Origin of the sequence: Citrobacter sp. RHBSTW-00859, from assembly GCF_013729795.1 — a bacterium.
GTDB classification, from domain to species: domain Bacteria; phylum Pseudomonadota; class Gammaproteobacteria; order Enterobacterales; family Enterobacteriaceae; genus Citrobacter; species Citrobacter braakii.
On sequence record NZ_CP056284.1, the window covers coordinates 4,291,266 to 4,303,900 of the forward strand.

Consider the following 12,635-nt stretch of genomic DNA (forward strand, 5'->3'; position numbering starts at 1 on the left):
ACTGCATATGTCTCACTTTTATGTCATGAGTTCGCTATGAGTGCCATTACCTCCGTCGCGGCGACGCTGCGTCGAATTTCTGCCGATGATAACGCCGCAATTGCCCGCGTGATCCGCAAAGTTTCCGCTGAATACGGGCTTACTGCCGATAAAGGCTATACCGTTGCCGACCCTAATCTGGATGAACTATTCCAGGTTTACAGCCAGCCGGGCGCGGCCTACTGGGTGGTTGAGCAAAACGGTGAAGTCGTGGGCGGCGGCGGCGTTGCGCCGTTAGGATGTAGCGAACCGGACATTTGCGAACTGCAAAAAATGTACTTCCTGTCGAGCGCTCGCGGTCAGGGGCTGGCGAAAAAGCTGGCGCTGATGGCCCTCGAACATGCCCGTGAACAGGGTTTCAAACAGTGCTATCTGGAGACCACGGCGTTTCTGACCGAGGCAATCCGCCTGTATGAACATTTAGGGTTTGAGCATATCAACGAAGCGCTGGGCTGTACCGGGCACGTGGATTGCGAAGTGCGGATGTTAAAGCCCCTCTGACTTCAGCCGGAGGGGCAATGGTTGCGTTACTGCATTTCGGCGGAGAGCATCAGCCGAATGACGCCAGCCGCGCGAGCGGTTGGCAGCGTCAGCACCTGTGACCATAAATCCTGCACCATTTCACAGGCGACTTTCTCTTTGCCCACACCTTTACTCGGATCAGCCATAATCTGGATATCCGGTCCAAAGCGCTGTACCAATCCCGGGCTGATGGATTGCAGATCCTGAAGCGCCAGCTGTTTCTCTTGCGCCGTAACCGTATGTTTGTTCGGGCCATAAGCCGCGTGCATCATACTCATGTCGCTGGCCATACGACGATTCATCAGCTCCCGCGGAATAATACGCACCGGGTTAATCCCGCCTTTCACCGCCGGGAACAGAAAGCGAAAACACTCGTCATCGCCCACTTTTGCCACCGCAGCAATCTGCTCTAGGTTAATTTTCATATACTCAATCACATTGGCATCGGGTGCCTGCTGCAAACGCGCCATCTGTACCTGCAGGATTTGCGGCTGAATAGCGTCGATAATCTGTTGTTCGCTTTTCCCAGCTTCTTTCAGTTGCGTTGCCTGGTTGAGGATATTCTGCCATAACGCGGGTTCCTGCTCTTTAAGTACCTGATAAACAGGCATTGCCAGCATCGCATTTTCAAATTTCTGCGCGTCCGTCAACCCATAATCAGGGCTTTCGCGCGGGATCAGGTAGTGCACATCAAACAGATTCCACGCGACAATCGCTACCACAAAAACCACCGCGCCGGAGATCTTTCCCAGCCAGCCTTTTTTGCGAAACATGCCAACGACGATAGCAATCACCGCCCCGATATAACCCGCCAACAATACGTGTGCCCAGTTCATTAACCATCCTTATGCAAAACAGTCTCTGTTGCGGGGATATATTTCCCCTTCGTGTGTTTTGATTATTACGGCAGCAGCGAGCGATTTCCAGCCACCAGATTTTGCTAATGGAAACAGGAAAGGTTAAACCGCGCGACGATCAGCGCCGCGCGTCAGAGAAGGGAGTCAGGCTGGCACGCCGCTGTGGAAGCGGAATTCATCGTCGGGAGAAGTAATCAATGCGGCTTCTACTTCGCCAAAGAACCGCACCCGACGACTGATATCGTCGGCAGAAACCTGCTGTGCCAGCGCCAGATAGTCCTGATAGTGCCGCGCCTCGGATCGCAGCAGAGAAAGATAAAATGCCTGTAAATCGTCATCCAAATACGGCGCCAGCGCGGCGAACCGTTCACAAGAACGCGCCTCAATGTAAGCCCCGCAAATCAGTTTGTCGATTAGCGTTAATGGCTCGTGGGTTCGCACCTCTTTGAGCATGCCTTTGGCATAACGGCTGGCGGTAATTTTGACATAGGGAATGTTGCGGCTCATCATCGCCTCACGCACCTGCCAGAAGTGGTGCAGCTCTTCTTTGATCAGCAAAACCATGCTGTCGATCAGCTTGCGCCCCCACGGGTCGTCAGTTTGCGGCATTACGCTTTTGCTTATCTGTTTATTCAGCGCGATAAAATCCGGTTCATCCCCTTCTCTGAAAGCATACGCTTCATAGGGTTTCAGCCAGTCCAGTAGCGCCTGCGATCCCTGTTTATCTGCAACATACTTACGCACCAGCAGCATGGCCGTTTGCGCCGCTTTCAGCTCGCAGACGAGATGATCCGTCAGTAACAGAGGGAGATTCGCCGGGGCTCGCGCTTTATCAAGCCAGGCCTGGGGCGTTTTACAGTGCAGGAAGTTGTGGATCGGGGAAAGTATTTGCAGGTAATCCATACGTTATCCTTGGCCTACGGCAGCAGACGCTACCGTAGGTCAGCAGATGACTTAGTGACGCACGCCGTCATCATCTTCGTCGACGAGGTCTTCATCGTCGCCGTCTTCACCTTCTTCGCCGTTCGGGTCTTCAAAATAGGTGCCCCAACCGTCGTATTCCACATCAAATTTTTCAGCCAGGTTCATCAGTTGCTCAACCTGAGCGTCGATCAACTCGGCATTCAGAGCACATTCGCTCAGGATGTCACAGCAAATAACCGTGTCGCCCTCTTCCACTTCCAGCTCTTCCGGCTCGGTCACTTCATAACCCAGCTTGAAGGCTTCTACTGCCGCTTTTTCCAGGGTTTCAAAGTCGTCCGCGGAAAGGTGATGCTCGATGGTGTACAGCGCGTCTGGATCGCTGCCATCTTCGAGTAACTCTTCAATAATCAAGCGCGTTTCTTCACGCTGTTCTTCCAGTAGTTCCGGGTTTGCCATGGCTCATTCCTCATAATGTCCTGCCGATACTCTTATTGTCACATACCGTTGTCATTGCCTCCACCTTTCCAGGAAAGATTTGTTAAACAAGGTTGCAAATGAATAAACATCCATATAAATTGAATTTTAATTCAATAAATGGCCTAAGCCATGTGAGGGAACTATGTCTGCGTTTTATCAGAAACATTTTTTGAAACTGCTTGATTTCACCTCTGCTGAACTCACGTCACTGCTCCAGCTCGCCGCGCAGCTCAAGACGGATAAGAAAAACGGTACCGAGGTCGCTAAACTCACCGGTAAAAACATCGCGCTCATCTTCGAAAAAGACTCAACCCGCACCCGTTGCTCTTTCGAAGTTGCCGCATACGATCAGGGCGCGCGCGTGACGTATCTCGGGCCGAGCGGCAGCCAGATTGGTCATAAAGAGTCGATCAAAGACACCGCCCGCGTACTCGGTCGTATGTACGACGGTATTCAGTATCGGGGCCACGGTCAGGAAATTGTCGAGACGCTGGCGGAATATGCCGGAGTTCCGGTTTGGAACGGATTAACCAACGAATTTCACCCTACCCAACTGCTGGCGGATTTACTCACGATGCAGGAACACCTGCCGGGTAAAGCGTTTAATGAGATGGTGCTGGTCTACACCGGCGATGCCCGCAACAATATGGGCAATTCCATGCTGGAAGCCGCTGCGTTAACCGGACTGGATCTGCGCCTGGTCGCGCCCCAGGCCTGCTGGCCGGAGGAAAGCCTCGTTGCGGAGTGTAAAGCGCTGGCACAGAAAAACGGCGGCAATATAACGCTAACCGAAGATGTCGCCACGGGCGTGAAAGGCGCGGACTTCATCTATACCGACGTCTGGGTATCGATGGGCGAAGCGAAAGAGAAATGGGCCGAACGTATTGCGCAGTTGCGTAAGTACCAGGTTAATAGCGCGATGATGGCGTTGACCGGCAATCCGCAGGTGAAATTCCTGCACTGCCTGCCTGCGTTCCATGACGATCAAACCACGCTTGGCAAACAAATGGCGCAGGAATATGGTCTGCACGGCGGCATGGAAGTGACCGACGAGGTGTTTGAGTCACCCGCCAGTATCGTATTTGATCAGGCAGAAAACCGGATGCACACCATCAAAGCGGTGATGGTCGCGACGCTTTCCAAATCATAGCATTGCGTGATTGAATTGCCGGATGGCGATGCTGACGCACCCTATCCGGCCTACCATCGTACTTCCGTAGGCCGGATAAGTCGCACCCGGCAAACTGGTTTATGCTACCCGCATTTTCACCACGGCTTTGCGTACCAGTGCCGGAGCGCCGACCGCGCAAAGCGGTTTATGCACTTCGCCCGGATAAAAGACGACGAAGTCACCTTCGTTCAGCACCACCGTTTTCTCCTGTTCGCCTTCCGGCAGGAAGGCGATATCTTTATCCGCCAACCAGTCAGTTTCCGGTGCGCCCGCAGGCTGCGTGCTGAAAGTCATGCCTTCCTGACCTTTGAGCAGGATCTGAATATCCAGATAGCGAGCGTGATATTCGGCGCGGCGCTGCGCAAACGGCTCCGTCATATCTTCAGCAATCAGATAGAACAGACGTTCGCCGTTGATGTCGTGTTTACCCTTTTCCGTCGCATCCGTCACGTGCGCTTTAATGTGCTCAATCGCCTGACGCAGCTCTTCCGGCAGCCAGGCATCCAGGTTGTGAATATTGCCGACAATCATTTCAAACCCCTTAATTAAAACATCGTTTCATTTTAGTTGTTATACGAAAAAACGGTCTGCCATACCACTGCTATTTGCCGATATTTTGCGTCAACGCATGTTTATCGCTGATGATGTTAAATAATTGCTAATAGCCAGCAACAGGTTATGCATAAACTCTGCATAACTTTCGTCTCATACTTTTCAACTCAGTCACTAACTCACTGTTATAGAAAGCTTTGTTAGAAAAACCAGCCATCGATCACATTTTACGTCTCCTTCGTTATCTTTCTTCATCGCCATATTTATTTTGAAATAAACCTTACAGTACAAATAATAAAATAATAGATTCGCATAAAAATTCATTAAATATAAAAAAACATATAAAAATCAACGCGCTATTTAATTTATTGAATATTTAAATATGTACATAAAATTAACACAGTTAAATAACAAGACATATTCCTGAGTAGTAATTCAATTATTCATGTTTTTATTTTTTAAATTCTCAGAGCCATCTCATAAATTAAACAACAAATGCCAAACATCGACCTGACTGTGAAATGAATCACGTTTCTCTATCAGATAAGATCTAAATATAGATTCTGAAATCAGCTGAAAAACCATGACTGCAATAAACATTATTTGCAGGCACCTCCTCTTTATTTTTTAAAATCGTATTAAAGGAATAATGATGGAAAAGCATTATGTCGGGTCTGAAATCGGTCAATTACGTAGCGTAATGCTACATCGCCCTAACCTCAGCCTAAAAAGGCTGACGCCGTCAAATTGCCAGGAACTGCTTTTTGATGATGTTCTTTCGGTAGAACGTGCAGGAGAAGAGCATGACATTTTCGCCAACACGTTACGTCAACAGGGAATTGAGGTTCTGTTACTCACTGATTTATTGACACAAACTCTGGATATCACTGATGCCAAAAGCTGGCTACTGGATACACAAATTTCTGATTATCGCCTTGGCCCCGCTTTCGCCACGGATATTCGCGCCTGGCTTGCAGATATGCAGCACCGGGAGCTCGCCCGACATTTAAGCGGTGGGCTGACATACGGAGAAATTCCTGCCTCAATCAAAAATATGGTGGTCGATACTCACGATATTAATGACTTTATTATGAAGCCATTACCAAACCACTTATTTACCCGCGACACCTCATGCTGGATATATAACGGCGTATCCATTAATCCGATGGCAAAAACTGCACGTCAACGAGAAACTAATAACTTGCGGGCGATTTACCGTTGGCATCCACAATTTGCCGATGGTGATTTTATTAAATATTTCGGCGATGAAAATATTAATTACGACCACGCCACATTAGAAGGTGGAGATGTACTGGTCATTGGTCGCGGCGCAGTTCTCATCGGTATGTCGGAACGTACCACGCCGCAGGGCATTGAGTTCCTTGCCCAGTCGCTATTTAAGCATCGCCAGGCAGAACGCGTCATCGCAGTCGAACTGCCGAAACATCGCTCCTGTATGCACCTCGATACCGTCATGACCCACATCGATATCGATACCTTCTCCGTCTACCCGGAAGTGGTGCGCCCGGATGTCCAGTGCTGGACCTTGACACCAGACGGGCGCGGCGGCCTGAAACGCACCCAGGAAAGTACGCTGGTACATGCCCTCGAAAAAGCACTTGGCCTCGACCAGATCAATCTGATCACCACCGGTGGCGACGCTTTCGAAGCTGAACGCGAACAGTGGAATGACGCGAACAATGTTCTGACGCTGCGCCCCGGGGTTGTGGTGGGCTATGAACGCAACATCTGGACCAACGAGAAATACGACAAAGCTGGCATCACTGTTTTACCCATTCCTGGCGACGAACTGGGACGTGGGCGCGGCGGTGCGCGCTGCATGAGTTGTCCGCTGGAACGCGACGGTATTTAAGGAGACGTTATGGAAAACAAACCTACCCTGGTTGTGGCGCTGGGCGGCAATGCGCTACTCAAACGCGGCGAACCGCTGGAAGCCGACATCCAACGCAAGAATATTGAGCTGGCGGCAAGAACTCTCGCTCAACTCACGCAGCAGTGGCGCGTAATTCTGGTACACGGCAATGGCCCGCAGGTTGGACTTTTGGCGTTACAAAACAGTGCTTATGCCAACGTCACCCCCTATCCGCTCGATATTCTCGGCGCAGAAAGTCAGGGAATGATTGGCTATATGCTGCAACAGGCCCTGAAAAACCAGCTCCCACAGCGTGAAATTAGTGTCCTGCTGACTCAGGTTGAAGTCGATGCCCACGATCCGGCCTTCAGCAATCCCACCAAATATATCGGGCCGATTTATGACGAACCCCAGGCCCACGCGTTACAGGCGGAAAAAGGCTGGGTTTTCAAAGCCGATGGTAAAGCATTCCGCCGTGTTGTGCCCTCTCCACAACCCAAACGAATCGTGGAAAGTGACGCCATTCGCACACTGATCGCCCGCGATCATCTGGTTATCTGCAACGGCGGTGGCGGCGTACCGGTGGTGGAAAAAGCCGATGGCTACCACGGTATTGAAGCGGTGATCGACAAAGATCTCTCCGCCGCCCTGCTCGCCAAACAAATCCACGCCGATGCGCTGCTGATCCTGACCGATGCCGATGCGGTGTATCTCGACTGGGGCAAACCTACCCAGCGCCCGCTGGCCCAGGTTACGCCGGAACGGCTCAGCGAAATGCAATTCGACGCCGGTTCAATGGGCCCCAAAGTCACCGCCTGCGCGGAATTTGTCTCTCACTGTCACGGGATTGCTGGCATCGGCTCGTTGGCTGACGGTTCGGCCATTCTCGCCGGTGACAAAGGCACGCTAATTCGGCGCGAAGCCACTGATGTTAACGCTTAAGGCTTTTTTTGCTGGGTAAAGCGAAGCCTTATCCAGCCTACATAAGGATATTTTCATGACTGTTAACCTGAAAAATCGCAATTTTCTCAAATTGCTGGACTACACCCCAACGGAAATCCAGTACCTGATCGATTTGGCTATCGAGTTAAAAACGGCGAAAAAAGCCGGGCGCGAAAGGCAAACGCTGGTTGGTAAAAATATCGCGCTAATCTTCGAAAAAACGTCAACTCGCACCCGCTGCGCCTTTGAAGTCGGCGCTTTCGATCAGGGCGCACAGGTGACCTACCTTGGCCCAAGCGGCTCGCAGATTGGTCATAAAGAATCGATGAAAGATACCGCCCGCGTGTTAGGCCGCATGTATGACGGTATTGAATACCGCGGCTACGGCCAGGAGATCGTGGAAGAACTGGGTCAGTTCGCTGGTGTGCCGGTCTGGAACGGGCTGACGAATGAATTCCACCCTACGCAGATCCTCGCGGATCTGATGACCATGCTGGAACACGCCCCGGGTAAAACCTTACCCGAACTGAGCTTCGCTTACCTCGGTGACGCCCGCAATAACATGGGCAATTCGCTGATGGTCGGCGCGGCGAAAATGGGGATGGATATTCGTCTGGTCGCACCGAAATCCTTCTGGCCGGACGAGGCGCTGGTTGCCGAATGCCGTGAAATCGCCAGCGTGACGGGCGCGCGCATTACGCTCACAGAGGATGTTGAGGAAGGTGTTTACGACGTGGACTTTCTCTACACCGATGTCTGGGTTTCGATGGGGGAACCCAAAGAGGCGTGGGCAGAACGCGTCAGCCTGATGACGCCTTATCAAATTAACCAGCAGGTCATCGATGCGACCGGCAATCCCAATGTGAAATTCATGCACTGCCTGCCCGCCTTCCATAACGAGCACACCACAGTGGGCCGTGAAATCGAAGCGGCTTACGGCCTGAAAGGGCTTGAAGTCACGGAGGAGGTATTTGAGTCAGCGCATTCCATCGTCTTCGACGAAGCAGAAAACCGGATGCATACCATTAAAGCGGTCATGGTAGCGACACTCGGCGACTAACCCCAGCGGGCATGTGTCGCCTGGCGGCATATGCCCAAGCTATCCGGAGAACATCATGGGCAAATTCAAATTTCCCAGCGCGTATACCATCCTGTTTATTCTTATTGCGCTCGTCGCCGTTATGACCTGGATTGTCCCTGCCGGGAAATACCAGATGGCGATGAATGCCACCCTGGGCAAAGAAGTGCCGGTTGCCGGTACCTATGCCCCAACAGAGGCGCATCCACAAGGTTTAACGGCTGTACTGCTGGCTCCGATTGACGGGCTTTATAACCACGAAACCTACACCGCAGGCGCGATTGATGTGGCGTTGTTTGTCCTGATTATTGGCGGGTTTCTCGGCGTGGTAAACAAAACGGGCGCCATCGACGCAGGAATCGAACGCGTGACGGTCAGGCTGAACGGCAAAGAAGAGTGGATGATCCCCATCCTGATGGGACTTTTCGCCGCCGGAGGTACGATTTACGGCATGGCGGAAGAATCACTCCCTTTCTACACCTTATTGGTTCCGGTCATGATGGCTGCGCGCTTTGATCCACTGGTTGCTGCTGCAACCGTTTTGCTTGGCACAGGCATCGGCACCCTCGGTTCAACAATCAACCCTTTCGCAACGGTTATCGCCGCTAACGCCGCCGGGATCCCCTTCACCCAAGGAATGCTGATGCGCATTCTGCTGCTGGTCGTCGGCTATGTTATCTGTGTGGTATGGGTCATGCGCTATGCACGGAAAGTTCGCAGCCATCCTGAGCTTTCCATCGTGGCCGATAAAATGGAGGAAAACCGTGCCCATTTTCTCGGTAGTCGCGCCAATACCAATCTTGAATTCACGGCTACGCGTAAGTGGATCCTGCTGATATTCGCCGCCGCCTTTGCAGTGATGATTTATGGCGTCGCGGTGCTCGGCTGGTGGATGGCGGAAATATCTGGGGTTTTTCTGGCATCTGCGATTATCGTCGGCGTAATTGCCCGCATGAGTGAAGAAGCATTCACCAGTACCTTCATTGACGGGGCTCGGGATCTGCTCGGCGTGGCGCTGATTATCGGCATTGCGCGCGGTATCGTCGTGGTGATGGACAACGGCATGATCACCCACACCATTTTGCACAGCGCCGAAAATTTAGTCTCCGGTCTGTCCACCACCATTTTCATCAATGTGACTTACTGGCTGGAAGTCTTGCTCTCCTTCCTGGTCCCTTCCTCGTCTGGCCTGGCGGTGCTCACGATGCCCATTATGGCCCCGCTGGCTGACTTCGCCCATGTGCAAAGGGATCTGGTCGTCACCGCGTATCAATCCGCTTCCGGCATTGTGAATCTGATTACCCCCACCTCAGCGGTTGTGATGGGTGGGTTGGCCATCGCTCGTGTTCCTTATGTGCGCTACCTGAAATGGGTCGCACCACTGCTGCTAATTCTGACGGTGCTGAACATGGTTGTTCTGAGTATCGGCGCGATGCTGTAGTCCTGTTGGCCGTCGGATCCCGACGGCTTTTTTGAGCGCGCTCTCGTTTTTCTGCACAACCGCCCGTTTGAGCCGTTATTGATACTGCAAATGTGGTGAATTTCGCCATCGCATTGATACAAATGATAAATTTAGGGTGTTTTTATGAAGGAATTCGATGATTACTCGACCAAAGAGCAGAAACAGTTGGCGATTTGTCAGCGCCTGATTAGCGAAAAAAGCTACCTGTCTCAGGAAGCGCTTCGCCGCGATCTACAACACCATGGTTTCACCGGGATTAGCCAGTCAACGGTATCTCGTCTGCTGAAACTGCTCGGTGCTATAAAAATAAGAAATACAAAAGGGCAAAAAATTTATTCTGTAAATCCGCAATCACGACCCGCGCCTGATGCTGCCCGATCGATTGCTGAAATGGTGGTCAGCGTGGAACACAATAGCGAGTTTATCCTCATCCACACGGCGGCTGGCTATGGTCGCGCCGTAGCCAGAATCCTCGATTATCACGCGTTGCCAGAAATTCTCGGCGTCATTGCCGGTAGCAGTATTGTCTGGGTCGCGCCGCGGGTGGTACAGCGAACGGGCCTGGTCCACAAGCAGATTAATTATCTATTCAAAATGAATTAAAATTCATAAGAACCGTTTGCGATGAATAAATAGTGCATTTTTCGCTTGATCCCATAACGGAGCTGAGTATAATCGCGGACAATTTGCCGGGAGGATGTATGGTTCAGTGTGTACGACATTTTGTCTTACCGCGTCTGAAAAAGGACGCTGGCCTGCCGTTTTTCTTTCCGTTGATCACCCATTCCGAGCCCCTCAATTGAGGGGCTTTTTTTTTGCCCAGGCGTCAGGAGATAAACATGGCTAACCCGCTCTATCAAAAACACATCATTTCCATAAACGACCTCAGCCGCGATGACCTTAATCTGGTCCTCGCGACGGCGGCGAAATTAAAAGCTAACCCGCAGCCAGAGCTGTTAAAACATAAGGTCATCGCCAGTTGCTTCTTTGAAGCGTCAACCCGCACCCGTTTATCTTTTGAAACCTCCATGCACCGTCTGGGCGCCAGCGTGGTGGGTTTCTCTGACAGCAGCAACACGTCGCTTGGCAAAAAAGGCGAAACTCTGGCCGATACCATTTCCGTCATTAGCACCTATGTCGACGCCATCGTGATGCGTCATCCGCAGGAAGGTGCCGCGCGTCTGGCAACAGAGTTCTCCGGTAACGTGCCGGTACTGAACGCCGGCGACGGTTCCAACCAGCATCCCACCCAAACGCTGCTGGATCTGTTTACCATTCAGGAAACGCAGGGTCGCCTGGACAATCTGCAAATCGCCATGGTGGGTGACCTGAAATATGGCCGCACCGTCCACTCCCTGACCCAGGCGCTGGCAAAGTTCGAAGGTAACCGCTTCTACTTCATCGCCCCGGACGCGCTGGCCATGCCGCAATACATTCTGGATATGCTGAATGAAAAAGGTATCGCCTGGAGCCTGCATGGCACTATCGAAGAGGTAATGGCGGAGGTCGATATCCTCTACATGACCCGCGTACAAAAAGAGCGTCTGGACCCGTCCGAATACGCCAACGTGAAAGCACAGTTTGTTCTGCGTGCCAGCGATCTGAACGGTGCCAGAGCGAACATGAAGGTGCTGCATCCGCTGCCGCGCATTGATGAAATCACCACCGACGTCGACAAGACGCCGCACGCCTGGTATTTCCAGCAGGCTGGCAACGGCATCTTCGCCCGCCAGGCGTTACTGGCACTGGTACTGAATAGCGAACTGGCACTGTAAGGGAGAAAAAGAGATGACACACGATAACAAACTGCAGGTTGAAGCCATCAAACGTGGCACCGTAATTGACCATATTCCCGCACAGGTTGGTTTTAAGCTGCTGACGTTGTTCAAACTGACTGAAACCGACCAGCGTATCACCATCGGCCTGAACCTGCCGTCTGGCGAAATGGGCCGTAAAGACCTGATTAAAATCGAAAATACGTTCCTGACCGACGAGCAGGTAAACCAGCTCTCCCTATACGCTCCGCAGGCAACGGTAAACCGCATTGACGATTATGACGTGGTGGGTAAATCACGTCCGAGCCTGCCTGAACGTATCGATAACGTGCTGGTTTGCCCGAACAGCAACTGCATCAGCCATGCTGAACCAGTATCGTCCAGTTTTTCAGTGAAAAAGCGCGCTGATGACATCGCACTCAAATGCAAATACTGTGAAAAAGAGTTTTCGCATTATGTGGTGCTGGCCAATTAATTGGTGTTGGTAATGATTTCCCGGCTCCCTATAATGGCCGGGAACATTCTATTACCGCTGTAATTCAGGAGAAATCATGAGCAAGACTATCGCGACGGAAAATGCACCAGCAGCAATCGGCCCATACGTTCAGGGCGTTGACCTGGGTAGCATGGTAATCACTTCCGGTCAGATCCCGGTCGATCCGAAAACCGGTGCCGTATCGGAAGACGTGTCCGCTCAGGCGCGTCAGTCGCTGGAAAACGTACAAGCTATCGTTGAAGCAGCAGGCCTGAAAGTGGGCGACATCGTAAAAACTACCGTCTTCGTTAAAGACCTGAACGATTTCGCAACCGTAAACGCGACCTACGAAGCGTTCTTCACCGAGCACAACGCCACTTTCCCGGCGCGTTCTTGCGTGGAAGTTGCCCGTCTGCCGAAAGACGTGAAAATCGAGATTGAAGCGATCGCCGTTCGTCGCTAAGCGTAAAAAAAACCGCCGGAAATCA

At 51.8% G+C, this 12,635-nt stretch carries 17 protein-coding genes; 12 read left to right on the top strand and 5 right to left on the bottom strand.

Annotated features, from left to right (window positions below):
* Positions 1-36 precede the first annotated feature (36 nt).
* A complete protein-coding gene (locus HV302_RS21460; RefSeq protein WP_046275807.1) occupies positions 37-540 on the top strand; it encodes a GNAT family N-acetyltransferase in 504 nt (167 codons plus the stop codon).
* A 26-nt stretch (positions 541-566) separates the two neighbouring features.
* Here HV302_RS21460 and HV302_RS21465 read toward each other — a convergent pair whose 3' ends face one another.
* From HV302_RS21465 to rraB, 3 genes are all read right to left on the bottom strand, one after another.
* Entirely contained in the window at positions 567-1,397 is an 831-nt protein-coding gene (locus HV302_RS21465; protein ID WP_109017739.1) for a topoisomerase II, read from the bottom strand.
* A gap of 165 nt (positions 1,398-1,562) precedes the next feature.
* Positions 1,563-2,321, bottom strand: coding sequence for a tRNA isopentenyl-2-thiomethyl-A-37 hydroxylase MiaE (gene miaE, locus HV302_RS21470; RefSeq protein WP_137380100.1), 759 nt, complete (start codon positions 2,319-2,321; stop codon positions 1,563-1,565).
* A 51-nt stretch (positions 2,322-2,372) separates the two neighbouring features.
* Positions 2,373-2,798, bottom strand: coding sequence for a ribonuclease E inhibitor RraB (gene rraB / locus HV302_RS21475; RefSeq protein WP_016151501.1), 426 nt, complete (start codon positions 2,796-2,798; stop codon positions 2,373-2,375).
* A gap of 98 nt (positions 2,799-2,896) precedes the next feature.
* On the opposite strand from rraB, the gene argL reads away from it, so the two are divergent.
* Together argL and argF (HV302_RS21480) are read left to right on the top strand one after the other, a co-directional pair.
* Positions 2,897-2,992: a putative translational regulatory protein ArgL gene (gene argL, locus HV302_RS28665; RefSeq protein ID WP_370916541.1), complete on the top strand. Its 96-nt coding sequence runs from the start codon at positions 2,897-2,899 to the stop codon at positions 2,990-2,992.
* Positions 2,962-3,969, top strand: a complete 1,008-nt coding sequence (gene argF, locus HV302_RS21480; protein ID WP_016155574.1) for an ornithine carbamoyltransferase — start codon at positions 2,962-2,964, stop codon at positions 3,967-3,969. The genes argL and argF (HV302_RS21480) overlap by 31 nt, the downstream gene beginning before the upstream one ends.
* Positions 3,970-4,068: 99 nt before the next feature.
* Here argF (HV302_RS21480) and HV302_RS21485 read toward each other — a convergent pair whose 3' ends face one another.
* Positions 4,069-4,521 (bottom strand): YhcH/YjgK/YiaL family protein, encoded by a 453-nt coding sequence (locus tag HV302_RS21485; RefSeq protein WP_181626560.1) that lies wholly within the window; start codon positions 4,519-4,521, stop codon positions 4,069-4,071.
* A gap of 673 nt (positions 4,522-5,194) precedes the next feature.
* Here HV302_RS21485 and arcA point away from each other — a divergent pair.
* From arcA to HV302_RS21510, 5 genes are all read left to right on the top strand, one after another.
* On the top strand, positions 5,195-6,415 hold the full coding sequence (arcA, locus tag HV302_RS21490; protein WP_049268895.1) for an arginine deiminase: 1,221 nt from the start codon (positions 5,195-5,197) through the stop codon (positions 6,413-6,415).
* 9 nt (positions 6,416-6,424) lie between these two features.
* Positions 6,425-7,357: a carbamate kinase gene (gene arcC, locus HV302_RS21495; RefSeq protein ID WP_019078251.1), complete on the top strand. Its 933-nt coding sequence runs from the start codon at positions 6,425-6,427 to the stop codon at positions 7,355-7,357.
* Between the two features lie 55 nt (positions 7,358-7,412).
* On the top strand, positions 7,413-8,417 hold the full coding sequence (argF, locus tag HV302_RS21500; protein ID WP_046275811.1) for an ornithine carbamoyltransferase: 1,005 nt from the start codon (positions 7,413-7,415) through the stop codon (positions 8,415-8,417).
* Between the two features lie 55 nt (positions 8,418-8,472).
* Positions 8,473-9,876 carry a YfcC family protein gene (locus HV302_RS21505; RefSeq protein ID WP_181626561.1) on the top strand — a complete coding sequence of 468 codons (1,404 nt, stop codon included), beginning with the start codon at positions 8,473-8,475 and terminating at the stop codon, positions 9,874-9,876.
* A gap of 144 nt (positions 9,877-10,020) precedes the next feature.
* Positions 10,021-10,500, top strand: coding sequence for an arginine repressor (locus HV302_RS21510; RefSeq protein ID WP_003839609.1), 480 nt, complete (start codon positions 10,021-10,023; stop codon positions 10,498-10,500).
* On the opposite strand, the gene HV302_RS21515 is transcribed toward HV302_RS21510, so the two are convergent.
* The gene (locus HV302_RS21515) at positions 10,497-10,619 is read right to left on the bottom strand and encodes a hypothetical protein (RefSeq protein WP_085951096.1); all 123 of its coding nucleotides are present in this window, start codon (positions 10,617-10,619) and stop codon (positions 10,497-10,499) included. The two genes, HV302_RS21510 and HV302_RS21515, sit on opposite strands and share 4 nt — an antisense overlap.
* Between HV302_RS21515 and pyrL the strand changes: the two genes are divergently transcribed.
* From pyrL to ridA, 4 genes are all read left to right on the top strand, one after another.
* The gene (pyrL, locus tag HV302_RS21520; protein ID WP_003025819.1) at positions 10,599-10,700 is read left to right on the top strand and encodes a pyr operon leader peptide; all 102 of its coding nucleotides are present in this window, start codon (positions 10,599-10,601) and stop codon (positions 10,698-10,700) included. The two genes, HV302_RS21515 and pyrL, sit on opposite strands and share 21 nt — an antisense overlap.
* A 36-nt stretch (positions 10,701-10,736) precedes the next feature.
* Entirely contained in the window at positions 10,737-11,672 is a 936-nt protein-coding gene (gene pyrB, locus HV302_RS21530) for an aspartate carbamoyltransferase (RefSeq protein WP_016151493.1), read from the top strand.
* Positions 11,673-11,685: 13 nt separating this feature from the next.
* The gene (gene pyrI / locus HV302_RS21535; protein ID WP_016151492.1) at positions 11,686-12,147 is read left to right on the top strand and encodes an aspartate carbamoyltransferase regulatory subunit; all 462 of its coding nucleotides are present in this window, start codon (positions 11,686-11,688) and stop codon (positions 12,145-12,147) included.
* Between the two features lie 76 nt (positions 12,148-12,223).
* Positions 12,224-12,610: a 2-iminobutanoate/2-iminopropanoate deaminase gene (gene ridA / locus HV302_RS21540; RefSeq protein ID WP_016151491.1), complete on the top strand. Its 387-nt coding sequence runs from the start codon at positions 12,224-12,226 to the stop codon at positions 12,608-12,610.
* Positions 12,611-12,635: the final 25 nt, after the last annotated feature.